This window comes from Clostridium sp. CM041 (assembly GCF_055081035.1).
Map to the genome: position 1 here is coordinate 3002970 of NZ_CM143648.1, position 25736 is coordinate 3028705.

The following is a 25736-nucleotide window of genomic DNA, read 5'->3' on the forward strand; positions in this document are numbered from 1 at the left end:
GAATTTATAATATACGATTTAACTAAAAATCTGTATACGGATCATTTAAATAATCTTCTTCATACTCGTTTATCTTTTTAATGATCTTTGTGAATACTGCATCCACTTTAGAAAAATCCATATTTGGTATAAAGTAAGTTTCAAGCTCGTCATGTAGACATTTAGCTTCTTTTATTGTAGCTAAACCCTTATCTAATAGCGTGTAAAACTCAGTTGCATCATATTCTATTTCATCTTTGTTATTTTCAAGTGTACTTAGATTTAAACAATCCTCCATATCAATTACAATACCTGGAAGATCTGAATTATTTATTTCATTAGAGGTCAAAATGGCAACATTTAAGTCAGGAATCAATATATGCTCAATTTTTTCAGGGATAAGTGGGGTATGAAAAATTTCTACATTGTAGCCACGCCTTAAGGCTTCGGTGGATAGAAATTCTAGTACATCTGATTTTCCAGTACCAGGTCCGCCTTTTAATACATAAATATTTTTATAACCTGCGCTTAAGTTTTCAATATAAGTGACAATACCGTTAGGTGTAAAGGCTGTAGCAAATAAATGTCTATCATAGCCTATAGTAGATGGTGGGGTGGTGAATAAAGATTCTTTTAGATTTTCTTTTAGTATGTTTAATTTATTAATATTCAAGGCTTCATCATTATAGTTTTGCCAATCATCATAAACTAATTTAGCTGCTCCAAAGAATCGATAGGCCCTTTTAAAAGTTTTGCCAACTTTTTTATTTATGCCAATTATTTTATGCCTATATTTCTTAAAGCCTTCTTCATTCCAACAATCTCCCATGTTTAGAACTTCATCTACGGCTCCTGGATTTATCGGATCCACTATATGAGGTGCTGTTGCATCAAGTATTGCAACGTTAAGTTTTTTAATAACTACTCCGTCTAGTGAATTATTATCGGAAGAACAGTGATGTTGTTCTATATCGTAGCCTTTTTCATTGAAGTATTTAGAAACTTTCTTCATTAAGGATGATTTACCTGTTCCAGGGCCTCCTTTTATGCATATTATTCTTCTTGCTTCATCTTGACCTAGTATATACCTATAGTAGGAATAGAATCCTCTTGAAGTATTGCCACCGGGGAAGTAATTTTTAATAGTACCTTGCATAATATCACACTCCATTTCATCATATCAATACATACTATTCATAGATGTTGATATTGATTATAATTATTTTATATTTTTGTTGAAAATATTTTGTATATATTCTGAATAATAGTAAATTATTATTTTTAAATTGAGGTTGACAAAAATAAAATATGGCATATAATAAAAATATAACCATTCCAATATGAATACTAGGAAATTCAATGAAAAAGGAAAGTAGTATATTGCATGGGTACAGAGAGGAAGCGATGCTGAGAAGCTTTTACGTAAATATATATGAAGTGCCCTTTGGAGCATGGACCTGAAATTATAGTAGGGTACTACGGGTTCGCCCGTTAAATCGATAAAGCATTTTGTGCTTGGATTTAAGTGAGATTCTATATCTAATTAGAGTGGACCGCGGAGTGTAATAACACCGCCTCTATAAAATGAGACGGTGTTTTTTGACACCAAAAATATTTCAATTTAAAAAAAACTTGGCCTTAACACTATTTTTTAAGTATAAAATGTAAAATTTAAACTTTAAAAAAATAAATGGAGGTAATATTATGAGTTCATTAGATTATTTTAACGAAATAGCTAAAAGTTGGAACGTAATAAGAAGTGAGTATTTTGATGAAAGGTTAAAGTACAAGGTATTATCCAAAGTAAGTATAAAAGATAAGGTAGTGGCTGATCTTGGATGCGGCTCTGGATTTTTATCCTTAGCGCTGGCCTTAGATGCAAGCATTGTGTTTTCTATAGATCAATCAGTAAATATGCTTAAAGAATCCAAAAAATTAATGGAAACTAAAAAATTCGATAATGTATATCCAATAAAATCCTCCATAGACAACTTGGTTTTGTTTGATGAATCTGTAGATGTGGTCTTCATTAATATGGCTCTTCATCATGTGAGCGATGCTAAAAAGGCTATTGAAGAGATGCACAGAATAATTAAAAAAGGTGGGACTTTAATAATATCGGATGTAGAAGAGCATAATGGGCAGTGGGCAAGGACTGAAATGTTTGATGAATGGCTTGGTTTTTCAAATAATCAGATGGAAGAGTGGTTAACTGGCGCAGGGTTTAATGCAGGGTTTAATATAGTAAACATTGAGAATACAGATTTAAGATGCAAAGGTTATTCTAGCAAAGGCGAATATACTGAAACTGGCATTTTCATTGCAGTAGCAAATAAGGAGGTAAGGGTAAATGATTAAAGTTGAAAGTTTCTCATTAGATCACACAAAGGTTGTGGCACCTTTTGTACGAAAATGTGAGGTAAAGATAGGCGAAAAGGGTGATAAAGTAACAAAGTTTGACTTAAGGTTTATGCAACCAAACAAGGAGTTTATGAATATATCAGCTATCCATACTTTAGAGCATTTGCTTGCTGGATATATGAGAGAAGTAATGGACGGAATTATAGACATTTCACCTATGGGATGTAGAACAGGTTTTTACATGATCGTATGGAATGATGTCAGTGTAGATAGGGTTATAAAAGCCCTAAATTATGGATTAAAAAAGGTAATAGAAACAGAGGAAATCCCGGCAGCCAATGAAGTTCAATGTGGAAATTATAGAGATCATTCCTTAGATGGTGCAAAAGAATATGCAAAATTAGTCCTTAGTAGAGGTATTAGCAGTGAGATATATAAATAGTATATTAAATATTATAGGAAATACACCACTTATTAAGCTAAATAATTTGGGTGTAAAAGAAGGTGTAAATACCTTCGCAAAACTGCAGCTATCAATTAAGGATACAATGTAAAGAGGGGCTATTTGTAGGCAGTTCTTTAGGGACTGCCATAGTATCTGCAATAAAACTTGGAGAAACCATTGAAGGTGGGAACATTGTTGCAATACTGCCTGAGAGGGGAGATAGACATTTTAGTAAGAACATCTGTAATTAATGCTTGTACTTATAAACATACTGTGATAATATAATAACTAATTTAATAAGTAAACTACCTAGGGTAGAGGTGCTGTATCTAAGAGTACTTGTTCGGAGCTGACAGGCTAAGATGAATAAGAAAAGGAGCTATGGCCGAAGAAAATGTATTTGGTGAAATTATTTTCTGAGATTGCATATAATATATGTAAAATTGTCACTGATTTTTCAGTGGTGAGCTACAAGGTACACGAAGTTTGTATAAAAACATGTATTTTATGCAGCAAAGGTGTTCCTTTGCTGTATTTATTTTTTTTGGAAGCAATATATAAAGTTCTAAATTTCACCGAAGGTGATAATAGCACCGAAGGTGATAAATAATAGGAGTGATTTAATTATGGCAGTAGTTGTTCAAAAATATGGAGGTTCATCTGTAGGAACTACAGAGAAAATTAAAGGAATTGCACAAAGTATAGTAAAGAGGAAAAATGAAGATACAGATTTAGTTATAGTAGTATCTGCTATGGGGGACACTACAGATGATTTATTATCTCTATCAAAAGGTATAGGAGAAAAACCAGATAAGAGAGAATTGGATGTTCTATTATCAACAGGTGAAATAATTTCAAGTGCACTACTCGCCATGGCAATTAAGGGACTTGGATATGATGCCATAAGTTATACTGCATACCAAATTGGGATTAAGACTAGTGGACAATATGGTAAAGCGTTAATTGAAGATATACACGGTGGCAGGATTAAAAAAAGCTTAAAAGAAGGCAAAATCGTAATAGTTGCTGGATTCCAAGGAATAAATGGGGAAGGTGATATTACAACACTCGGCAGAGGTGGATCTGATACTACTGCAGTTGCTTTAGCTGTGAAGCTTAATGGCAGATGTGAAATATATACGGACGTTTCTGGAATATATAGTGTAGATCCTAGAGCATACAGCGCAGCTAAAAAATTAGATGAAATAGAATATGAGGAGATGCTCGAGCTAGCAAGTTTGGGAGCTCAAATAATGCATTCAAGGTCTATAGAACTTGCTCAAAAATATAGCATACCTATATATGTAGGGCTTAGTAATAGTGATATTAAAGGAACTGTAATTAAGGAGGTAAAAAATATGAATATGGAAAATAAGCCAGTAACAGGAATAGCAACTAGTGATGAGGATGTTGCAGTAACACTTCAGCGTATACCTAAAGATGTGAATATATTGTCTACTATATTTGAAGCTATAGGAAGTAAAGGAATCAATATAGATATGATAAGTCAAACATCACCTATAGATGGAAAGGTAAGTGTATCATTTACTATACCTAAAGAAGGCTTAAAGGATAGTTTAGAAATTATAGATAACTTAATAGCAGATAATAAAGTTATAGTTGATGAAGAGATAACTAAATTTTCAGTGGTGGGGCTAGGCATGAAGACAACCTCTGGAGTAGCGGCTAGAATGTTTAGAGTTTTTAACAAAAACAATATTGAAATTAAAATGATTACTACATCAGAAATAAGAATTACTTGTGCTATTAAAACTGGAGATAAATTAAAGGCTATAAAGGTTGTTGCAGAGGAATTTAATCTATAAATATAACATGTTAGACGATAGTTAAGTATTAAACATAATTTACCTAAAGGCTCTTTAAAGTACGACCCTGATAATAATTTTTAAGAGAAGCCATTTTGGACTTCTCTTAAAAATTGTAATATTTTATAAATATTATCTGATTGGAAAGATTATTTATTCTTTTTTTTAGAACCCTAAGTTTCACTCCATATTGATATTAATGCACCTAGAATGAGAGCTCTATCTACAATAATCATTAATTTGAGATTCGCATATATCAATCACCTTTTCATCCTTATATTTCCTATACCACTCTACAGTCTTTTCTATTGTCTCATCTATGCCCCACCTAGGCTTAAAATTTAAACAGAATCTAGCCTTGCTAATGTCAAGACTTAGTAAGCTTGCTTCATGGAATGAATCTCCCTTAAGGATTAAAGGTTTCCAGCTTCCATTGCCCCACTCTTTGACAAGTCTTCTGACAACCTCCTGAACCGTAATGACATTTTGAGCTTCAGGTCCGAAGTTCCAAGCTCCAGAAAACTCCACATCTTTTTTTAATATTTTTGTTCCTAAAAGTAAATATCCGTATAATGGTTCAAGGACATGCTGCCAGGGTCTTACAGCACCTGGATTCCTAAGCAAAATCTCTTCATCATTTTCTAGTGCCCTGATGCAGTCTGGTATAATTCTATCGATGGCCCAATCTCCACCTCCAATTACATTACCTGCCCGTGCTGTTACAATTATTTTTTCATGATTTTTATACTCAGCTGTATTAAAAAAAGAATTTCTATATGAGGAAACCAAAAGTTCAACGCAACCCTTACTAGAACTGTACGGATCATAACCACCCATGGGATCTATTTCCCTGTAGCTGTACATCCATTCATTATTTTCGTAACATTTATCACTAGTGATAATAACTAAAGCTTTTGTTTCTTTACTGGCCCTCACCGCTTCCAATACATTTACAGTGCCCATAAAATTCACCTCATAGGTCTCTTTAGGGTTTTCATAGGAGTACCTAACGAGTGGTTGTGCTGCAAGATGAAAAACTATCTCTGGTTCATAGGTCATAAAAACTTCATTAAGATGTTTGCTATCTCTTATATCTCCTCTTATATCAACAATATCATTGCTAATTTCAGATAAAACGAAATTGCTTTTGACACTGACGGGATCTAGTGCATAACCAATAACATTTGCTCCTAATTTTTTTAACCAAATAGCTAGCCATGATCCTTTAAAACCTGTATGACCAGTTATTAAAACATTTTTATTTTTATAATTATTTTCAAGGTCTTTTAACATTTTTTTCACATCCTATGGTAAATGCTTAATCCACATATCTTTATTTTCTTCATACCACCTTATTGTTTTAACAATTCCATCCTCAAGGCTTATTCTAGGGCTCCAGCCTAATTCAGTATGGATCTTACTTATATCCGCACCAGGTGACCACATTTCATTTTTTCTGTATTTTATTGTCCCATATAAGGGGACCCTATCTGTTTTAATATTTTTAAATATAAGATCTATATAGTATTTTAAAGGGAAAAGACTTCCATTTGCTATATTGAAAATATTGCTCTTTAAATTGCTTTTAGCAGACATAACCAATCCGTCAATTATGTTTTCAATGTAGCAGTAATCACGTAATTGTTCACCAGATGTTAGTCTTACCTCCTTATCTTCCAGTATTGACAGTATTATATGACAAAAAATCTTATGTCTCTCTTCTCCCTCCCCAAAAATACCAAAGGGCCTTAAGGTTATAATATCTATATTATTTTCTCTGGCAATCTGATGAGCGATTATAGTTGCACTAGCTTTAGAACTTCCATAGATGCTCACAGGTTCTGGATACATATCTTCCTTCATAAGATCTTTCCTATCTCCATATTCAGCACAGCTACCCATATTAATGAATTTTTTGCAGTCGGTGTCCTTCAATGAATTTAAAATATTAATCATTCCTAAAATATTAATGTTTGCAGCTTTAATATATTCTTTTTGTGCTGAGTTTACGCCATAAGCTGCTAAATGAAATACTATTTCAGGGCATATATCCTTGATGCAAATTTCAATTTTTTTACTGTCAGTTATATCAATCTCATAGATTGATATATTTTTTAACTGCTCTTCCAGTCTCCAGGTTTGGCTGCTCTGTCTTCCTATAATAGATACCTCTGCGCCTTCATTCAATAACCTCTTAACTAGGTGAGAGCCTATAAATCCAAATCCACCAGTTACCAATATCCTCTTACCGGTAAGACTAACCTCTTCCATATACTATACCTCCAGGTTGAAAGGTTTACATTTACGATTGAAATCTATACAGGTTCTTAGCGTTAGTGACCTCTTCTTTACTAAATAATTCTTTAAGATCCACAAGGCCTGATGACTTTAATATTTCCATTGATTTGCATAAAGCATCTAAATATGGAATATATATATAATCAATTATTTCTTTGCTAAAAATCAAAGGATCTAGCTTCCATAAGTCAAAGACAGATTCATCAAATATTTTCATACTGCCAAAGTGATAAACCATAAGTTCTCGATCATCAATTAAAACAGTATTATTATCCTTGTAAACTTTGTAATCATTGTTAATAATTAGATTCCATGGAGCTGCATCTATACCTAGGTCATCTAATATTTTTATGCTATAAAATAAATTTGGAACCTTATCTAGATATTTCTGATCTCCCCATCTCTCCATTATGATATCAGGTTTATCTGAGCACCACTCTATACATTTTTTCTTCCACCAATTTAAAATAGCTAGACTACTTTTCCTGTTTCTAAAACCTAAAAAGCCTGCCTGAAAATGTCCATGTACCTTTTCAAATTCCGGACAATCCCTCTGAGGACAAATTAGTGTATCATAATCCTTCCATTGCTTGAAGATCGCCATCGGATCAGAAAAAAAGAATATATCTGCATCACAATAAATAACTGAATCTATAGCATATTTATCTAAAATATAAAGGACCAACGGTGCTTTAAGCGACCAACAATATTCCTGCATATTTCTGGTTTCTTTAACATGAAGTAATTCCATATCCTCTACTTCGCTAACATTAATAATAATCGTATTTTCAAGCTTCAGATTACTTAATACAGAAAAAGAAATTTCATCCATACAGCAGATGAATAAATTAAAATTATCGATTTTATCCTTCAGCGAAGAATAAAGTGACATACTTTGCAATAAATATGCCTTACTAGTTATAGTACAAAAGCTATAAAAATCGTTATAGCGGGCCATGGCTAACGTCAGATCTGAGTATTTAAATAATGTCTGGGCTTCTTTAGAATCAGATTTATTAAATAAACCCTCTACTTTTTCATTAAGATTGTTTCTTATAACATTGATTGTATTCCTTAGACTTTCAATATATGGGATATAAATATTGGACTTAATTGCAGAACTTATTTCTAAATAATTAAAAGTCCATAAGTCATAGTCATTTTCGTTAAATATTGAAAGACATGCAAAGTGATATGCTATTAACTTATCACCTTCAATAAAGACTTCATTATCCTTTGAGGTAATATTGAAATTATTATTATAAATTGTATTCCATGGTGCAGCATCTATTCCAAGATTTCTTGAAATTTTTACATTTGAAAACATTTCTGTGATTTTATCAAGATATTTCTGATCTCCCCATCGTCCCGTTTCAGAGTCAGGTTCCCCGGAACACCATTCAATGCATTTTTGATTCCACCAATTAAGACAATTCAATCCTTGTATATCCTTTTTAAAACCTATGAATCCTGCTTGAAATTTTCCATATATTTTGTGAACCCATTCAAGATCCCTTTGGGGACATAAAAACACTGAAGCTTCACCCCATTCATCAAATACCATCTGTGGATCTGAGAAGAAAAATATATCACTGTCACAGTATATTATTGAGTTTACGCTGTAATTCATAAGCACGTAGCGAATAACAGCTGCTTTCAATGTCCAGCAATATTCATTTGTTTTTCTCGTGTTTTTTACAGCGAGCAGTTGCTGGTCCTCTACTGTATTCAAATGAATAAGAGAAGCATTTTTGAGATTCATCTTTGAAAGGGTTGAATAGATAATATCATCAATACAGCAAATCCATAGATGAAAATTTTCACTATTCCTCTCAAGTGAATAGTAAAAAGTTAAGGTCTTTATTAAATAATCCTTGCTAACTATTGTACAAAAGGAACATTTTTGTTTGTATTCTTCTGTATCTGATTCTCTATAGTCTTCAATATCTTCTTCTTTATTTTCTTCTTCATATTCTTCTTTATATTTTTTACTATCTTTGTCTTTGCTTTTTTCATCCTTTTTATTATCTTTTTTTATATCATGATTTTCATTTTCATGTTTATTAAACCGAGATTTACCCTTAGAAAAAAATGCATAAATTGCGTCCATATCCTCCTTATTTATTTTACTCACTTCCATGTCTCATTTGCATAAATTAGATCTTTATTAGTATCAATTGCTGTCCAATAACCTTTGAAACTATAAACCGCCAATTCGCCACTTTCTACAAGGTTTCTCAATGGACCCTGTTCAAAAATGCATTTATCGTCATCTTCTATATAATTAAAAACTTTTTTATTCATTACAAAAAAACCTCCGTTTATTATGCCATCCAATTTTGATTTTTCGTCAAAGGTTGTTGCAATACCATCCTTTTCAGTTAGAATTCCATATTGGCTCTTTCTTTCTACTCCAGTAACTGTTACCGCTTGTCCTTTTTCATTATGGAACTTTAGTAAATTATTTATATTAATATCAGATAATCCATCACCATAGGTCAACATAAAAGTATCTTCATTAATGAATTTTTCAATTTTTTTAATTCTTCCACCAGTCATTGTATCAGTTCCTGTATCAACAAAAGTCACCTTCCAGTTAGCAGGCTTATTAAAAAAAGAAATATTATTACTGCCTAGTTCTTTGGTGAAATCAGAGTTTTTCCACTCATAATTCCAAAAATATTCTTTTATTTTATCACCACCAAAACCTAATGGAAGAATAAAGTCATTAAAGCCATAGCTTGAATAAATATTCATAATATGCCATATAATTGGTTTCCCAGAAACTAAAGCTAATGTTTTCGGAATAGTTTCTGTAGATGACCCTAATCTGGTCCCTTTACCTCCACATAATATAACTACTTTCATATTTACCGCTCCTCATTTTTATCACTTCTTCAATATCTCCGAAGTATTGAATATTTCAAGCGAAAATCACTCCTTGATCTAATAATAGTTGCATAAGTAAACTACATCTTCATCATCTAAACGCTTATCTTTATATTACTAATAACTCGATATTTGAAATTATAATATATTTTGTACTATGTTATTCATTAGGATTTAAGTTGTTACAATATATTTAGTACTACTTAATCCGTCACATATATATTTATAAAGTTTGTTAAATAGATGGTTGATTTAAAAGTAGTTAATATTTAAAGCACTAGATAATAATTGCATTGAGCAAATTTCATGTAGTCTAATACTGGTAACTATTATTTCTATTTTTCACCGGGTAGTAGTATAAGTATTCTTCCATTAACACTAAAAGTTCCTCTGGTAGCTAATAACTCACAACTAGCAAATTATATCGGAAATGAAATTCCAAATATTAATGTGGGGATCTTATGGATGCTCTCATATAAAAAATAAGACTTAAAATGGAAAATCCATTTTAAGTCTTAATACTGTTATTAAAATTTAGTTTTTCAGTGGGCACCATTACGATGTTCTTTTTTATATATATTTTTTATTTTCTTGGATTTTCAAAACTTGGTGCTGTTGGATTAGGTGCATCAAAATATTTACCTGGCGTTGATAAATCGAAGTACAATCTAGAATCTTCAGTTATACCAAAGTCCTTGTTAGAACCCGTATCCTTTACTTTATTTAGTGCTTCTCTAAATAAAGCATTATGGGCCTCTTCACGATTTAACAAAAAATCTATTGTTTCTCTTACAAATTTATCATTTATTTGACGATACAAGTATTCATATACAACTTTTGCTCTCTGCTCAGAAGCTATGTTTGAAAGTAGGTCTGCAACTAGATCTCCAGTAACGGTTACATAATCTGCAGTCCATGGGACACCAGATGAATTTACTAAAACTGGTGCTAAACCACATTGAACTTGAGTTTGAATTTCTCCAGCTTCAACTTTCTCATAATTTACATCATGTCCGTTTAATAAGTTTATAGTTTCTGCCACCATCTCCATATGACTTAGCTCTTCCGAACCTATATCAAGAAATAAATCTTTAATGGTTTGATCTTTTACCCTAAAACTTTGAGATAAGTATTGCATAGCTGCCTTTAATTCTCCATTACCTCCTCCTATTTGCTCCTGCATTAATACAGCATATTGAGGATTAGGTTTTTCTACTTTTACTTCTCTTAATAGTTGTTTCTCGTGTTTAAACATTTTAACCTCCAAGTTTACGCTCAATTCTTGTTTTGGAACGGTTTTATTTACTAGCCTTAACTGTAGTTTCAGATTTACTAAAGGACGTAGCTAGTTGTTGCGCAGGCGCATCATAAGGTGAAGCCCACTTGCGGTTTACAGCAAGCTCTGTTAATGCTGAATGCCCGCCTATTATTTGATTTAAACTAGAGGAGTATATAGCTTTTAATTCAGGGGTAGCGCTGGTCATAGTTGCGTTTAGATACGCATCTGCTGCACTTTTTGCTGAACTAATCATAGTTCCAACTATTACTTCGTCATTAATATCTGTGTTGTTTTTTACAATATTATCCGTTATTATTCCCATATTATTTTACACCGCCTATAGTTACTTGATTTTCATTGATAAATTGTTGTACTCCTTTTATTCTTCCTTCTGCTGCTAAAACACCAGTCTCAGCTTGTCTTTTTAAATCTTCATCACTAATTAGATTTTTCATAACTTTTGCCACGGCTAACCCATCTTTTTCCATAGTTAACAAGGTTGTTAAGGATAATAGTTCACCCTCTGAAAGTTTTCTCATATTAATACCTCCAAATTTATAATTTTTACGATTTATTATGTGCATTTAATAAACAATTAAACCTTGGAATAATTTGTAAATTTAAATATTGGAGCTTTGTATTACAATAACTTGTCTACATAAGAAAACCAAAATAAAAAAAGCATGCTAAAATAGTAAAATTTGCAAACTTTTTTATCTTCTATTCTGACATATCTATTGTTATAAATTTAATATATTTTAATTAAATTTATAACAATAAATACTGAAGAATTAGCTCATGGAAATGGTTGCTAGTATGGTTAGGCAGCTAATGAAATGCTCAAGCCTTGAAGAAATTGAAAAAGAAGGCAAGGGCTACTTATGAATACTAATTAATATGGCTGATGATCCAGATGTAATAGAGCCGTTAAAATTTCTAAGAGAAAGAGAAGTTGTTCATTATCAAAGATTCGGTGAAGTTCTAAGAATTGTACAGGATCATCTACAACAACCACATTTATTTATAATGCATTAATTATGATCCTATTTAATTAAGAAATTAATTGTTTTCATTAAGTGTTTTTACTGCACTCTCCAATTTACCCACAGATACGCTAATTAAAATAAAATCGTAATTACTGTTGGGCTGTGAAAGAGTAACATTATATGTGTCTTTCTTATTTTCGCCCTTATTGTTATATCTGCCATCGAGCATTTTTATGTCAAGAATTTTTGGTGCATTGTCTCTTTTAATTTCTCTTATAAAGTGTTCAACCTGATGACCTGATTTTTGAAAAGCATAGCCATAGGTTGTACCGATAACACCAAGTCCAAATATCATTATTTTCATATAATTGCCTCACATTCATAATTATTATTAATTAACATTATTTATTTTAAATTATATTAAATACTAACATAAATTTCAAATATTTAGCACAATTATATATATCTTACTCTGAATATTTTAAAGTAAGATATATATGACTAAGCTAACGAATGTGACATTTTCATTATGTTGTAGGCTTTCATTTCAAGTTTTTACAAACAAATTTTTCTATTAATATTTCTACTACTTACTATATGATTTAATAGATGCCTTGCCTCATTTTCCGCTTAGTAATAATACTTCCTAAGAGCCAGAGTGCAACAATCCAAATAAGTAAATATATAAGTTGTCCTTTAAATTCTAACATTCCATTCCCGTTTTCTATCCCTTGAATCAGTGTCATATATGATTTTTGCGGGATGATACTGCAAATGGTATCAAGAACTTTATTGTTCCCCGTAAAGGAATAAAAACAGCCTGATAATATGCAAGTTATTACATATATAGCGCTGGCCACTAAAGAGATGTTTCTCTCTAGCACTGATGAAATAAATAAAGCAAGTGATGTCGAGAGGGCAGTAAGAATTCCAATTAACATTGCTAGCATTAAAAGGCCAAATCCAATCTTTATATTAAAACACACCTTTGTGATAACAATTACTAGATAGGTGGGTATATAAAGACATAAAAATGTAAAAATTCCCTGTGCAAAAATATATTGCTTTTCGCTTACGGGTGTCGTTAATATCCGCCTAAATGTTTTAAGGGTTCTATCTTCTGGATAAAGGATTGTCAAAGCAACCCCCTGCATTAAAACAATCATTAGAATAAATCCTAAAATGTTTGTTCCAACACCTCTTTTCACTTGTCCACTTTGATCGCTTTTGGGAATTTTACCGAAGTTAAAAAAGTTTTCTATGAGTTCCTTATCAGCTTTGCTTTTTATACCTGTTACCTCATAGGTTCCATCGTTTTTTTCTTCCACAACGGCAGCATATTTACCCAAAAGGAGATTCGAAGTAGGAGGTTTTTCATTCATTACATCAATTTTAATCCTATCATTTTTGGGAATGCTCTGTGCATGATTTGTTACCAAAGCAATGTGCTGCCTCATCTCCATTTTTCCAGAAAAAAATACAGCAACTCCAATCATAAGTGGTACAATGACCACTGCAATTATAACTATCTCTTTTTTTGCTGAAATCCTGTTTAAACTATTTTTAAATAGATTGAGCACATTCATTATACATATTCCTCCGGTTTAAAAGTGATTTGACATATTATTATACAGATGATACTGCTAAACAACACAATAAGAAGAGTAGGGAGGTATATGCTGAAGTCATTATCATAAATGACCTTAAATGTACATTCGGTAATCCACTTGACTGGCGATAAATAAGATATTTTCTCCACTATAGTTCCAAGACTAGCTACAGAAAAAAACAAGCCACCCAAAAATATAAACAAAAACAAAAATATTTGCATTACAGAATTTGCTCCTTCTTCACTTTTGAAAATACAGCAGAACATGGTGCCGAGAGAGCAGCCAAATAACGAAAATATATTGATTAACAACATAATATACAGAATGTTTTTTCCTCCAAAGTTAATGTGAAAAATATATTGTCCTACAAGCAATAAAACACTGTATGAAACCGTACCCAAAATATAAGTAGCAATCAATTTAGATAGATATATCTCTGTTTTTGAAACCGGAGCATATACTATGCGAGTATTACCTTCCTTTACCCTTTCTTCCATAAATGTATTGGAAGCTGTCATGGCAATGAATAACGCTGTAAAAATCATCATTGTGACTCCATAATAATCATAGGAACTTACATGCCCTGAACCATAGTTACCTTTTGTTACAAAACCCATAACCGCAATCATTATTATTGGAAATATAGTGTTAAACATTAGCAGAGTTGGGTTTCTAATAATATTCATAAAATCAAATTTGACTATTTTTATAAAGTTCATGTATTTCCTCCTAATCCCTTAGATTCTTTCCGGTAAGTTCTAGAAATACAGTTTCTAGAGATGCCTCTTTACTGCTCATACTTTCAATCTTACAGCCCTTTGCTATGATTATAGATATGATTTCATTGAGATTATCCTTTGACTTTTTGGCAGTTATTTTAATCACATTTTCAGTGATTTTAATTTTTGTTATGCCATCAATTCCAGAAAAATGATTATTGCTTAATTCATTTAAATTGTTTACATGAAAGGAGTATGTGATTTTATCATTCACTTCCTGTTTTAATTCTTCTTTTGTACCTTCAGAAATAATCTTTCCTTCGTTCATAATAATGATTCTATCAGAAATCGCTTCCACTTCTTCCATGTAATGCGTGGAATAGATAACTGTTGCACCTTCATTTTTCAGGATTTTAATTGATTCCAATATATGATTTCTTGATTGGGGGTCGATACCAACTGTGGGTTCATCCATGATAATAAGTTTTGGCTTATGGGCAATGGCACAAGCAATATTTAATCTTCTTTTCATGCCGCCTGAAAAGGTTTTTGGCTTATCATCCTTTCTATCGTAAAGACCTACGAGTTCAAGGGCCTCCTTGACCTGTTTTTCCAGCAGATTTCCTTTGAGTTTATATAGACTTGCAAAAAAACGTACATTTTTCTCGGCAGTAATTTCTTCATAAATGGCCAGGTCCTGAGGAACTATTCCAATTCCCAGTTTGATGGCTTTTACATCTTTTTTTAAGTCATGCCCCAAAATAGTTATTTCGCCATTATCAGGCGATAATATGGTGGCCAGGATATTGATAATTGTACTCTTGCCCGCCCCATTAGGACCTAAGAGTCCAAGAATTTCACCTCTATTTACTACAAAATTTATTCCATCAACAGCTTTTTTCTTATTATAACTTTTTTCTAAATTTTTAACTGTAACAATATTATTCATTTTCATCGCTCCTCTCATTTCGAGAATGATTTCTTCGTCTTTCAAATTCCTTTAATGCCCTCGCTTGAGCTTCCTTTAATACTCTCGTTTGAGCGTCATTTACTTCTTCTTCCGCGTTTAAACTAGCATCTTCTTCAAAACCATCCTGCTCTTCACCGTCAAAACGATACAGTTTCTTTAATAGGCTCCACAATATTTCCATTTCTTCCGTGGTAAAGTCTTTAAAAACATCTGCGAAAAAGTTTATTCCTTTTTCACCGCATTCCATCATGATCTGTTTTCCGGATTCCGTAATTTTAACGTTCACTGCACGCTTATCCTTCTGGCTCGGCATCGTGATAATGTAACCTTTATTTTCGATAATAGTTATCATTTGTTTAACACTCTGTTTGGTGGTACCTAACTTTCTCGCAATATTGTTGATTGTTGTTTCATCTTCCGCCAAATGAATAATTGCAATCATTGCCATAAACTGTCTTGACGTTAAGCTCTCAAAGTATTTATCGCCTTGTACCTGAAGCTTATTGTTAAGAGAAAAAAGTGTAGCGTAAGTTTGCTGCATTAAAAATAGATCTCTGTAATTATCCATAAATATGCCCCTTTCCTTTAAGACATTATACTGTCTAAAATAATAATAGCAGAACATGTAAAACTTGTCAATATACTGTCTATTTTTAAAAAAGAATTATTATCATGACTACTAAAGTTTCTAAAATATCTTTAAATATGTTTATAGCAAAACGAATGTAATAATAATTGTGAAATAAACATTACACCAAAAATGTCAAGGGCAGATGAACCAAATCATCGGGGCAAGTTAATGCAAGTGAAAATATACCATTACATGCACGGTGGAGAGGAATGGGAAAGCCATTACATCAAAAGAGCATATAAGAATATTCTGCGATGAAACGATTAAAAGCGTAGATGTAGTAGAAAAGAATCTATTGGCACGATATTTTACTTCAAAAAACAATATGAAGAGGCCAGCAGTAATTGTTGTAAGTGGAAGCGACGGAAGAATAGAAAAAGCACAGGCAATTGCTGAAATCTTAGCTATGAAGGGATATTCTGCATTAGCAGTTTGTTATTTTGGACTTGAAGGAACACCCAAAAATCTTAATTGTGTACCACTTGAATATATTGAAAATGCTATAACATGGCTAAAAAAACAAGATACTGTTAATAAAGACAAAATAGCAATGTATGGAAGGTATAAGGGTGGAGAAATGGTTCTTTTGGCAGCCTCTTTATTCAAGGATATTACTTGTGTTATTGCCAATATGCCAAGCTGCTATGCATATGAAGGGATAAAAATGTGTGGACTGCCAGCACACCATTCTTCATGGATGTATAAAGGTGAAGAAATTTCTTGTCTGAAATTCAGTTGTTCTATTATATTGCAATTAGTAATAAAAATGTTGCAAAATAAAGAGGGTGCGTTGTCATGGATGTACAAAAAGCTGATTGATGAAGGAAATACTGACGAAGCCACAATTGCCGTTAATAAAATAAATGGACCTATACTAATGATATCCTCTGAATCAGATTCCATATGGCCTTCAAAAATGCATTCAGAAATGGCAATGAAGTTGCTTGAAAAATCAAATTTTAAATATGAATATAAACATATCACCTATGAAAAGTGAGGTCATATGCTAACAGTACCATTTCAGTCTATGCCATCATTAAAAGGATCCAGAGTCGATATAGACAGTTGGGCAAAAGCAAATATTGATTCATGGAATGAGACAATTAATTTTTTAGAGAATTGGGCAATTAATAATTAGCATTAAATTTTAAAGTTTCACGATAATTTACTGCTATTAGTTAGAAATATTGTATGCTATCTTTCTTATAAGTTTTAATAAATTTTCTCTATCCTCATAAGTATCTAAAGAAATCATTATCTTTGCGTAAAACTCTTCTTCAAATTTAAGATGTTCATCTTGTGCCATGTGACCTTCTTCAGTAAGTTCTAGCTTATAGGATCTTCTATCCTTATTACTAATAGCTCTAACAATAAGATCGCGTTTTTCTAATCTATCAATTATGCTAGTTAATGTACTTTTAGGTACATTTAATATTTCTAATATATCTTTTATAATAACATCTTCTTTTTCAGAAATAATTCTAAGTATTGAAAGCTCATTAGTGCTCAATCCTCGTATCCTTAAAAACTTTGATTCTATATCCTTATAATTAGATTCAGCTAGCATAGAATGCGATAACTTATTTAATTCATCTACTTGTCGTTTATATTCTTTATCCATAGTTTCACCCCAAAATTTATTTTCTATCTATTGCTTATTTTTCTATATTAGCATTAATAGCAAAAGTCTTATAGTTTATTTTTTTAAAATTAAATGGCTTAAATCCAGTCTTTATTAAAAGGTCCTCAATTTCTTTCTTAGAATATATTTTATAATCACCAGTATCACTTTTTTTGTAATATAAGTTTAATACTTGTCTAATAACTACTGGTGCGGTTGGATCTCCAATAATTAATGTTCCATTAGATGTTAATATTCTCTTCATCTCCAATAATGTTTTATCTGGGTTTGGATAATGGTGAAATGATGCATTACATACAATCACATCAAAAGTGTTATTTTTCCAAGGCATATATTCTGAATCGCTAACTTTTAAATCTGCTCTATTACCAAGATTCTTTTTAGCCATATCAATCATTTTTTCTGAAATATCTAAGCCATATAATTCTATATTACTATTTTCAACTAATTTCATAAATACATTTCCTGTACCACATCCAACATCTAGTAATTTTTTAGGCTTAATAAGCATTATTCTGTTAATAATTTCATTATACATCGGAGCTACGAATTTACCATTAGCACTTTTATCGTAAGACCCAGCTTGTTTATTAAAATTTATTTTTGAATTCTCCTTAAAAACATTTTTATTGCTTTTCATATAAGTTCCTCCTTAAAGTATAGTACCATATTGGTATAGTTCTAGTTTCGTACTATATTTATATAGTACCACTTTATTAATTAGAAGTAAACATTAATATAAAATAGTGATGCTTCAATTTAAGAAAAAATGATTTTTTATAAATTACTGTGACTCATGTTGATAAAAAAAAGAGCATTATCCTCAGTAAAATAGATATAATTCGCATTAGTTCTGATTAATCAATTAAATTTGATTGATTTTAAATGCATAGTATGTAAATAGATACTATGCTACTAATAGGTGTATACTTGTAAACAAAGATGTTATCATGTAATATTATACCGTTAGAAGTACATTATGAAAATTATGAATATACAAAATAGGGGTGAACACCAATGGAATTAATTAAAGTAAACCAAGCAAAGTGTATTAAATGTGGAATTTGTACGAAAGTATGCCCACCAAAAGTTTTGGGTATGGGAGAAAATGGTCCTGTAGCAATTGAGCCACAAGCATGTATAGCCTGTGGGCAGTGTGTTGCCATATGCCCTCACAGTGCAATTGACAATATCAAAACACCTTTAAATAACCAGACCGATCTAAAAAAGTTCCCGGTTGTAAATGAAGAAACTGCTAAACAGTTTCTTAGGTCTCGTCGATCAATCCGCTGTTACAAAGACATGGCCGTGCAACGAGAACAATTAATTAAATTAGTTAATATTGCACGGTTTGCACCTACTGCCAGTAACCAGCAAGGAATATCATATATAATTGTAGAAGATAAAAAAATACTGAAAAAAGCTACTGAGGTTGTCATAGAATGGATGGAAGCACAAATTGAAAATCCTTTGCACCACTGGAGTTTTCCTTATCATGTTCGTGATTACAGAGAAACTGGGATAGATAAAGTATTACGTGATGCTCCAAATCTAATTTTAGCAATGGCCCCAAAAGAAATTAGAAATGGTAGAGAAAATACGATTTTTTCCTTTGCCTACATGGAACTGTTTGCAACTACCCTTGGGTTAGGCAGTTGTTAGGCTGGACTCTTTGAAATGTGTGCGTTTGATAATTATTATCAGTTGCTGGAATTGTTTAACATTCCAACAAATAAAGTATTAACAGGTGCAGTTATGGTTGGGTATCCCCAATATGGTTATAAGCGACTGGTAGATCGTAACCCATTAGATGTTACTTGGATTTAACGACGGTTTTCATAGTTAGGTCATAATCGTATAATAAGGTTGATTAAAAATAGTTTTTAGGAGGGGAATATTAATGTTTATTTTAGTATTGAAGTATATAAAGCCACTTGAGGAAGTTGAAAAAGAATTAAAACAACATATAAAACATTTAGAGAAATATTATTCATTACAAAAGTTTATTTGTTCAGGCAGAAGAAATCCGAGGGTAGGTGGAGTAATTCTTTGTAATGCAAAGAATAGGGAAGAAGTTAAAATGATAATTAAAGAAGATCCATTTTATATTAATAAAATTGCCGAATACGAAATAATTGAGTTTTCGCCTACAAAATATGCTGAGGGGTTTGAACATTTCATAAGTGAATAATCTTCTTATTATGCAAATCAAAAAATATTATAACATATCCATTTAATATCATGGGTAATATTGGGAAAAAGCTACGCCTAGTCTTGAAGATATGACTCTAAAAGGTGATACTGTAGTTGGTAATGATGTATAGATTGGACAAAATGTTACTGTAATGTTATGTGTACATATAGGAGATGGTGCCATTATTGCAGCTAGTACTATTTGTATATTTTAGGGACTTCACCAACCAGACATATAATCACGTGTCTTTCTATGTATAAATTATCATTAGCTCTTGTAACTGTAAACACAATTGGAATAAAAGATAAGCATAAGGCTGTGTTTAAGCCTTATGCTTCCTCTATTAGTAAAATACACAATATTCGGTCAATTATTCGCAATTCTTCTGATAAGGTTCCTTTTAAAGTTTTTTAATTTACTTATATCATGATTTAAAGCATATAAACCAATGGTAGAGAATGCTATGCAAGCACCTAAGCAGAAACCCACAATAATACAGGGCAAATGAATGAAATGTCCTATGAAACATATGATGAAACCAAAAAAGCTAGCAATGATTAAATACTTATTATAATTTCCTCTCTTCATACTGAATCTACCTCCTAAAATTTATTTCTGTAATATACTTTTAAGAATCCTTTTACGAGTGACATAAAAATTAGAACACCAAGTAAAGTGACAAAAACCATTTGATTAAAGAATCCAGCCATAATTGCGGTAGTTGCAATTACGCCTAAGGAAAAGTTAAAACCTACGCCACCAATTTTATTTCTAATAAGTGTCGTTCTTTCATCATGTTCAACTATATACAGTTTCTTTAATTTATCTTCGTTTTTCAATGATTTTCCATATTTCATAATGTACATTACCATGACAAATTGCAAAAATATGAAGATACCTAATTGGAACCCATGTATAAAATCAGTAATAGGTTCATTAATTATTGCTGTCATATTTCCCGAGATTCCAATTAATGTGATAAAGGCAGCTGCCAACACATTAAATCCTAACATAAGTCCTATTTTTTTCTTTATTACTTTTCGATATTCTTCCATTTTATAATTCCCCCACTTCTGAAAAATTAAAAACTTCTTCAATTTTCAAATTGAAATATTTTGATATTTTGTATGCAAGGACAAGTGATGCTGTATATTTTTCGCACTCTAGGGATGTGATTGTCTGCCTTGTAACACCAACTGCTAATGCTAGTTCTTCTTGAGATAATTTATGTTTTTTTCGTAGTTCCTGAATACATGTTTTCATCTCATCTCTCCTTTGCAATGTTAGCTTTGCATTTTAAGCATAGTGTACTTTGCATTGAATGTCAAGCATGCTTTGCAAAAAAAAGCAAAAAATGTTTTCAACAAAAGAAAGCGACGTGAGAATATATATTACTAATAAAAGTCTTTTAAAGGAAAATCCAATTCCTTGAAAAACAGTAGGGAAAAGTTATGTATTAGTAAAAAGACTGGTTATAAAACGGCGGGAACTTCATATAGTTTTAAATAGTAAGAATAGAATATTCCTTAGGAACACATAACAAGTAATAACTATTATGCGTTCCTAAGTTATTTGAGAAATTTTTTTTACATAAGCTAGGGTTCTATAGAACTCAATGGTTAGTGCTACAATTAGTGAGGAGGAATTATATTGAAAAATTTACTACAGCAGAAGCAAGTTATAAATAAAGACTCAGTTTCGCTTAATGCTTATGAAGAAATGGCTGAACATTATTTTAAATATGTAGATACAAAACCATTTAATGCCTACTATGAAAGACCTGCAACCGTATCAATGCTTCCAGATGTAAAAGGAAAGAAAGTTCTAGACGCAGGTTGTGCTGCGGGGTGGTATACCAAGTTGTTATTAGATAAGGGTGCAAGTGTAATTGCATTAGATTTCAGTCCAAACATGATAGAAATGACTAAAAGAAGAGTTGGGAATAAAGCTAAAATCATAAGGGCAGATCTGAATGAGCCATTAGATTTTATTGATGATGAATCTATAGATGTTATTTTATCATCATTGACACTTCACTATATTAAAAATTGGGAGGTGGTAATGAGTGAATTTATTAGAATTCTAAAGAAAGGAGGGCAACTGGTTTTTTCCGTCCATCATCCGTTTATGGATTTTAAGTTATCTAGTAAGGAAAATTACTTTTTGACAGAATTATTAGATGATGAGTGGACCACAAACAAGGGAAAAGTAAAAGTTCAATTTTATAGGAGGCCTTTAAGCAAAATTATAGCATCAGTAATTAAGTCGGGTTTTACAATAGAAAAACTATTGGAACCTATGCCGGTAGAACAATTTAAAACTGAAGAGCCTAATATATATGATAAATTAACTAAAAACCCCCAGTTTTTATTTATAAAGGCAAAAAAATTAACTGATTAAGTTAACATCATATTCTTAATATCCTGTAAGAAAAGAATATATGTTTTGTGTCGATATTGTAATTTTATTGTGCAATAAAATTCATTTATATAATCGGAGGGGTTAATAGACATGGATATAAGATGTAGTGATCCATCAGCGATAGAATACTCTAATGAGCAAAAAAAGTATATATTACGTAAAATGCATTGAAGTAGTTCTTAGCGAAGAGAATGCATCTGTAGTAATATATACTTTTTTAATTTTATTGGACTCCTAAATAATCTCTATCTAAGGTCATTATGGCATTATAATTTGGGTAGCATTTTTTTAGTTCTTTATTGATTTCATCTTCTAGGTTAAGTCCATCAACATCTGTAAAGCTTGGGTTAAAATCAATTACAGCATCAAAAATAAGATTTTTATGTTCGCCCTCGCCTACAATTCTAAAGTCATGAATTGATTTTATTATAGAAAAAGACTTTAATACATCTAAAAGTTCCAAACGAGAGGCATTAACATCTTCATCATCTGTATTTATAGGGTCCATGTGAATAACTAGATAAATGTTAAATTCTTCAGAAATTTCTTTTTCAGCTGTGTCGATAATTTCGTGAATTTTAACTATAGAAATATCACAAGGAACTTCAGCGTGAATAGAACCCATACATCTACCTGGACCATAGTTATGGATAACTAAATCATGGGCACCGGTAATATGATCATAGGTAAGCAGTTTTTCCTTAAGGCCGTTTACTAAATCCTTATCAGGAGCTTCACCAAGAAGCGGGTTCATAGTTTCGCGAATAAGCTTGTAGCCAGCATATATTATGATAAAGGATACAAGGATTCCTATGTATCCATCTATGGGAAGGTCGATCCAAATAGACAGAAGTAGTGATAGTGCAACGCAGCTTGAACTAACAACATCACTTAATGCATCAGTTGAAGAAGCTTCAAGGGCTGAAGATTTTATAGCCTTGCCCATGGTCTTATTAAATCCACTAATCCAAAGTTTAAATCCTATAGAGGCTAATATTAATACAAAGGGTATAAGTTTGAATATTACTTTTGAGGGATGAATTACTCTATCAAAAGAGGTTTTAATAAATTCAAAACCTACTAGTATTACTAAAAAGGAAACTATAAGTCCGGAAATATATTCAAGCCTTCCGTGACCAAATGGATGCTCCTTGTCTGGTGGCTTACTAGCTAGTTTAAAACCTAGAATTGTAATAACAGAAGAAGCAACGTCTGAAAGATTATTAAAGGCATCTGCAGTAATTGCTATACTATTTGATATTATTCCTATAATTAGTTTTGTAGTAAAAAGAACTAAGTTCACTATAATTCCAACTAAGCCGCCTAGGTAACCATAAGCTTCTCTTACTTTTTTATTATTAACATCCTCCGAATTTTTTACGAATTTTGAAATTAAAAATTTTGATAACATATTTTTCACCTCTGATTATATAGTGTGCACTCTCGGAAACTCTTAAGGCACTGCTAACTCTTGATTCATTTTGCTCAAAAATCAACTTCACCTCAAAAATTCGTGGTGCCTCATATTGTACGAATAACCTAGAAAATTTAAGCTATTCGTATTATTTTTTATTTTTTTTACTTAAACATTGTGAAATAAGACTTGACAGCTAGTAAAAATTCGCAAAATTAAATATGTATATTTTTTACATTATTTCATTTGCGAGGAGTGTTTTTATGTTAACTGTTAAGGTTTCTCATTCCCAATATCAATATTTTCTTGAAACATTTTTAGAAAAATTCTATATTCAAACCAATCAACAAATCACTTTGTTTGAGCGTAGTTCACAAATAACTAAAATATGGTCTACCGACCTAACCGGAATTGTCCCTCTAATAGAAAGTACTTATTCTAAATCTAATCAAGGAGCTCCGCCAAAAGATGCGGCAGCATTACTCAGGTCACTTATTATCATGGCTTATTGTAAAGAAACTAGTATATCCTCTTGGGTAAAAACATTACGTTCAGACCCTTTCTATTCAATTTTATCTGGTTTTATACCCGCTTGCTATTCAGACTCTAAAGCCGAAGGCATACATGTTGACCGACTTCCTGGTGTAGGTACTTTTTATGATTTTATGGATAGGCTGATTCATAAGGATAAGATCCTTAATAAATCCAAACTGCGTAAAATTAAACGTAAACCACGTAAAAAGCAAAAGAAAAACCAAAAGATGAATAACTCCAAATCTGGTGTAGTTGACCGTTTAGTTAAAAGAATCTTAAAATTTGATAATTTAAAGCTCCTTGACAGAAGCGAATCCAAAATGAACAACATACTTAAAGAATTATTTGTTATTCCTTCTTTATCAATGGGTATTTTGGGCGATCCTTCTAAACTAAATATTGCTGGCGACGGAACCTGTATGCCAACACAGGCTTCGCCTTACGGTAAAAAAGTTTGTGATTGCAAACTTAAACCAGGAGAACATTGTGACTGTTATCGAAAGTTTACCGACCCCAGTGCTAGCTGGGGTTGGGATAGCTTTAATGAACATTATTACTATGGTCATACCTATCATGGATTTACTGCCTGTGATAGCTTTTACAGCCTACCTATCCATATTAAATTTGTTAGCGCGGCACGCCATGATGCTGTTACTGGAGTTTATGCACTTAAAGAACTTGTAGATTTATATCCTGAAATTAAATTTCATTCTGTAGCCTTAGATTCTGCTTATGATGCTAATGCTTTTTATCTTTTATGCATGCATTATGGAATAAATCCTATTATTGATTTAAATTCACGTTCTTCAAAACCATCATCAAATAGTGAATTTGTTAAACTTGATAAGAATGCTATTCCACACGGAACTGTTTGTGGACATCAGCTTCGTAATTGGGGAATTATTACTAAACAATATAGACATAAATGGTTATTCCCAGTTCAATGTGAAAACTGTGAAAAATGTCCTATGAAAAGCAATAAATCTTATTACACTAAAACATTAGATAACCCAAGGTATTTTACTCCAATATTAAGAGGTTCAAAACAATGGAAATCTCTTTATAAAAGACGTTCAACTACTGAAAGGTGTTGGGATAGAATAAATAATAATTTTCATGCTGAAGATGCAATTATTTATTCTGTTGGGTATAGAATAACAAGGGTATTTCTTGGTGCATTTTGCTGTTTCATAGATGCTTGGGCATCAGAAAAATTAATAGCCCTTGCTGATATTTTCCCAACTCTTAAAAATATAGCTGCGTAATTTAAAATAAATTTCAATTCAATAACCAGCCTACGGCTTTTTTTAATAGTGTATAAAAAAGTCTTTTTGTCATGCCCGTAATTAATTCAAATATAACTTTTCATTCAAATAAGCACTTTTAATACTTAAATATGGAAATTGTTAATTATTGTTTTCCGACTATACTATATAGTATAATTTAAAAAGTTAATTTTAAACATATATTCGATAATTAATTATAGCATTTATTTGGATTTTATAGAAATTTTATTAAAAAAATTGTTATAATAGAGA

Annotated in this window: 28 protein-coding genes, 3 pseudogenes, 1 riboswitch and 1 other annotated feature; of the genes and pseudogenes, 13 read left to right on the plus strand and 18 right to left on the minus strand. The window is 31.6% G+C overall.

Annotated elements, in window-relative coordinates:
• Window positions 1-22 precede the first annotated feature (22 nt).
• Window positions 23-1135, minus strand: a complete 1113-nt coding sequence (locus ACWJJT_RS14140; protein WP_462955163.1) for a PRK06851 family protein — start codon at window positions 1133-1135, stop codon at window positions 23-25.
• Between the two features lie 194 nt (window positions 1136-1329).
• Window positions 1330-1561: a binding site (T-box leader), on the plus strand.
• 122 nt (window positions 1562-1683) lie between these two features.
• Here ACWJJT_RS14140 and ACWJJT_RS14145 point away from each other — a divergent pair.
• From ACWJJT_RS14145 to ACWJJT_RS14165, 5 genes and pseudogenes are all read left to right on the plus strand, one after another.
• A complete protein-coding gene (locus tag ACWJJT_RS14145) occupies window positions 1684-2337 on the plus strand; it encodes a class I SAM-dependent methyltransferase (protein WP_462955164.1) in 654 nt (217 codons plus the stop codon).
• Window positions 2330-2782, plus strand: coding sequence for an S-ribosylhomocysteine lyase (locus ACWJJT_RS14150; protein ID WP_462955165.1), 453 nt, complete (start codon window positions 2330-2332; stop codon window positions 2780-2782). The genes ACWJJT_RS14145 and ACWJJT_RS14150 overlap by 8 nt, the downstream gene beginning before the upstream one ends.
• Window positions 2766-2894: a hypothetical protein gene (locus ACWJJT_RS14155; protein WP_462955166.1), complete on the plus strand. Its 129-nt coding sequence runs from the start codon at window positions 2766-2768 to the stop codon at window positions 2892-2894. The genes ACWJJT_RS14150 and ACWJJT_RS14155 overlap by 17 nt, the downstream gene beginning before the upstream one ends.
• A pseudogene (locus tag ACWJJT_RS14160) lies at window positions 2893-3036 on the plus strand (cysteine synthase); the annotation flags it as partial. The gene ACWJJT_RS14155 and the pseudogene ACWJJT_RS14160, both read left to right, overlap by 2 nt.
• 56 nt (window positions 3037-3092) lie before the next feature.
• Window positions 3093-3264, plus strand: a riboswitch (Lysine riboswitch).
• Between the two features lie 147 nt (window positions 3265-3411).
• A complete protein-coding gene (locus ACWJJT_RS14165) occupies window positions 3412-4611 on the plus strand; it encodes an aspartate kinase (RefSeq protein ID WP_462955167.1) in 1200 nt (399 codons plus the stop codon).
• A gap of 219 nt (window positions 4612-4830) precedes the next feature.
• Here ACWJJT_RS14165 and rfbG read toward each other — a convergent pair whose 3' ends face one another.
• From rfbG to ACWJJT_RS14200, 7 genes are all read right to left on the minus strand, one after another.
• The gene (rfbG, locus tag ACWJJT_RS14170) at window positions 4831-5904 is read right to left on the minus strand and encodes a CDP-glucose 4,6-dehydratase (RefSeq protein ID WP_216301821.1); all 1074 of its coding nucleotides are present in this window, start codon (window positions 5902-5904) and stop codon (window positions 4831-4833) included.
• A 12-nt stretch (window positions 5905-5916) separates the two neighbouring features.
• Entirely contained in the window at window positions 5917-6882 is a 966-nt protein-coding gene (locus ACWJJT_RS14175; protein WP_462953592.1) for an NAD-dependent epimerase/dehydratase family protein, read from the minus strand.
• 31 nt (window positions 6883-6913) lie between these two features.
• Entirely contained in the window at window positions 6914-9043 is a 2130-nt protein-coding gene (locus ACWJJT_RS14180; protein ID WP_462955168.1) for a glycosyl transferase, read from the minus strand.
• On the minus strand, window positions 9040-9777 hold the full coding sequence (locus ACWJJT_RS14185) for a sugar phosphate nucleotidyltransferase (protein WP_462955169.1): 738 nt from the start codon (window positions 9775-9777) through the stop codon (window positions 9040-9042). Before ACWJJT_RS14185 ends, ACWJJT_RS14180 begins: the two co-directional genes overlap by 4 nt.
• 604 nt (window positions 9778-10381) lie before the next feature.
• Complete coding sequence (locus ACWJJT_RS14190) at window positions 10382-11053, minus strand: manganese catalase family protein (protein WP_220319553.1); 672 nt, start codon at window positions 11051-11053, stop codon at window positions 10382-10384.
• 43 nt (window positions 11054-11096) lie between these two features.
• On the minus strand, window positions 11097-11399 hold the full coding sequence (locus ACWJJT_RS14195) for a spore coat protein (protein ID WP_220319554.1): 303 nt from the start codon (window positions 11397-11399) through the stop codon (window positions 11097-11099).
• A gap of 1 nt (window position 11400) precedes the next feature.
• On the minus strand, window positions 11401-11616 hold the full coding sequence (locus ACWJJT_RS14200; protein WP_220319555.1) for a hypothetical protein: 216 nt from the start codon (window positions 11614-11616) through the stop codon (window positions 11401-11403).
• Window positions 11617-11974: 358 nt separating this feature from the next.
• Between ACWJJT_RS14200 and ACWJJT_RS14205 the strand changes: the two genes are divergently transcribed.
• A complete protein-coding gene (locus ACWJJT_RS14205) occupies window positions 11975-12112 on the plus strand; it encodes a manganese catalase family protein (protein WP_220319658.1) in 138 nt (45 codons plus the stop codon).
• A gap of 24 nt (window positions 12113-12136) precedes the next feature.
• Here the strand turns inward: ACWJJT_RS14205 and ACWJJT_RS14210 are convergent, their stop codons facing one another.
• The 5 genes from ACWJJT_RS14210 to ACWJJT_RS14230 form a co-directional block, all read right to left on the minus strand.
• The gene (locus ACWJJT_RS14210; protein WP_462955170.1) at window positions 12137-12427 is read right to left on the minus strand and encodes a ketopantoate reductase family protein; all 291 of its coding nucleotides are present in this window, start codon (window positions 12425-12427) and stop codon (window positions 12137-12139) included.
• A 238-nt stretch (window positions 12428-12665) separates the two neighbouring features.
• Window positions 12666-13649, minus strand: a complete 984-nt coding sequence (locus ACWJJT_RS14215) for an ABC transporter permease (RefSeq protein WP_462955171.1) — start codon at window positions 13647-13649, stop codon at window positions 12666-12668.
• Complete coding sequence (locus ACWJJT_RS14220; protein WP_462955172.1) at window positions 13649-14392, minus strand: ABC transporter permease; 744 nt, start codon at window positions 14390-14392, stop codon at window positions 13649-13651. Before ACWJJT_RS14220 ends, ACWJJT_RS14215 begins: the two co-directional genes overlap by 1 nt.
• A gap of 10 nt (window positions 14393-14402) precedes the next feature.
• Entirely contained in the window at window positions 14403-15341 is a 939-nt protein-coding gene (locus tag ACWJJT_RS14225; RefSeq protein WP_462955173.1) for an ABC transporter ATP-binding protein, read from the minus strand.
• Window positions 15334-15930, minus strand: coding sequence for a MarR family winged helix-turn-helix transcriptional regulator (locus ACWJJT_RS14230; protein WP_220286118.1), 597 nt, complete (start codon window positions 15928-15930; stop codon window positions 15334-15336). Before ACWJJT_RS14230 ends, ACWJJT_RS14225 begins: the two co-directional genes overlap by 8 nt.
• Window positions 15931-16192: 262 nt before the next feature.
• On the opposite strand from ACWJJT_RS14230, the gene ACWJJT_RS14235 reads away from it, so the two are divergent.
• Window positions 16193-16990: an acyl-CoA thioester hydrolase/BAAT C-terminal domain-containing protein gene (locus tag ACWJJT_RS14235; protein WP_462955174.1), complete on the plus strand. Its 798-nt coding sequence runs from the start codon at window positions 16193-16195 to the stop codon at window positions 16988-16990.
• 6 nt (window positions 16991-16996) lie between these two features.
• On the plus strand, window positions 16997-17131 hold the full coding sequence (locus ACWJJT_RS14240) for a hypothetical protein (RefSeq protein WP_462955175.1): 135 nt from the start codon (window positions 16997-16999) through the stop codon (window positions 17129-17131).
• 36 nt (window positions 17132-17167) lie between these two features.
• Here the strand turns inward: ACWJJT_RS14240 and ACWJJT_RS14245 are convergent, their stop codons facing one another.
• Window positions 17168-17614 (minus strand): MarR family winged helix-turn-helix transcriptional regulator, encoded by a 447-nt coding sequence (locus tag ACWJJT_RS14245; protein ID WP_462955176.1) that lies wholly within the window; start codon window positions 17612-17614, stop codon window positions 17168-17170.
• Between the two features lie 34 nt (window positions 17615-17648).
• The gene (locus ACWJJT_RS14250; RefSeq protein ID WP_462955178.1) at window positions 17649-18275 is read right to left on the minus strand and encodes a class I SAM-dependent methyltransferase; all 627 of its coding nucleotides are present in this window, start codon (window positions 18273-18275) and stop codon (window positions 17649-17651) included.
• Between the two features lie 377 nt (window positions 18276-18652).
• Between ACWJJT_RS14250 and ACWJJT_RS14255 the strand changes: the two are divergent.
• From ACWJJT_RS14255 to ACWJJT_RS14265, 3 genes and pseudogenes are all read left to right on the plus strand, one after another.
• A pseudogene (locus ACWJJT_RS14255) lies at window positions 18653-19462 on the plus strand (nitroreductase family protein).
• A gap of 73 nt (window positions 19463-19535) precedes the next feature.
• Entirely contained in the window at window positions 19536-19826 is a 291-nt protein-coding gene (locus ACWJJT_RS14260; protein ID WP_462955179.1) for a YciI family protein, read from the plus strand.
• A 26-nt stretch (window positions 19827-19852) separates the two neighbouring features.
• Window positions 19853-20031: pseudogene (locus tag ACWJJT_RS14265) on the plus strand (LbetaH domain-containing protein); the annotation flags it as partial.
• Between the two features lie 400 nt (window positions 20032-20431).
• Here the strand turns inward: ACWJJT_RS14265 and ACWJJT_RS14270 are convergent.
• Together ACWJJT_RS14270 and ACWJJT_RS14275 are read right to left on the minus strand one after the other, a co-directional pair.
• The gene (locus tag ACWJJT_RS14270) at window positions 20432-20884 is read right to left on the minus strand and encodes a hypothetical protein (RefSeq protein WP_462955180.1); all 453 of its coding nucleotides are present in this window, start codon (window positions 20882-20884) and stop codon (window positions 20432-20434) included.
• A 1-nt stretch (window position 20885) separates the two neighbouring features.
• The gene (locus ACWJJT_RS14275) at window positions 20886-21092 is read right to left on the minus strand and encodes a helix-turn-helix transcriptional regulator (RefSeq protein ID WP_216301849.1); all 207 of its coding nucleotides are present in this window, start codon (window positions 21090-21092) and stop codon (window positions 20886-20888) included.
• Between the two features lie 387 nt (window positions 21093-21479).
• On the opposite strand from ACWJJT_RS14275, the gene ACWJJT_RS14280 reads away from it, so the two are divergent.
• Window positions 21480-22229 (plus strand): class I SAM-dependent methyltransferase, encoded by a 750-nt coding sequence (locus ACWJJT_RS14280; protein WP_462955181.1) that lies wholly within the window; start codon window positions 21480-21482, stop codon window positions 22227-22229.
• 244 nt (window positions 22230-22473) lie between these two features.
• On the opposite strand, the gene ACWJJT_RS14285 is transcribed toward ACWJJT_RS14280, so the two are convergent.
• Window positions 22474-23661, minus strand: a complete 1188-nt coding sequence (locus tag ACWJJT_RS14285; RefSeq protein WP_220286111.1) for a cation diffusion facilitator family transporter — start codon at window positions 23659-23661, stop codon at window positions 22474-22476.
• Window positions 23662-23927: 266 nt separating this feature from the next.
• Between ACWJJT_RS14285 and ACWJJT_RS14290 the strand changes: the two genes are divergently transcribed.
• Window positions 23928-25463, plus strand: a complete 1536-nt coding sequence (locus ACWJJT_RS14290) for a transposase (RefSeq protein ID WP_462954445.1) — start codon at window positions 23928-23930, stop codon at window positions 25461-25463.
• Window positions 25464-25736 lie beyond the last annotated feature (273 nt).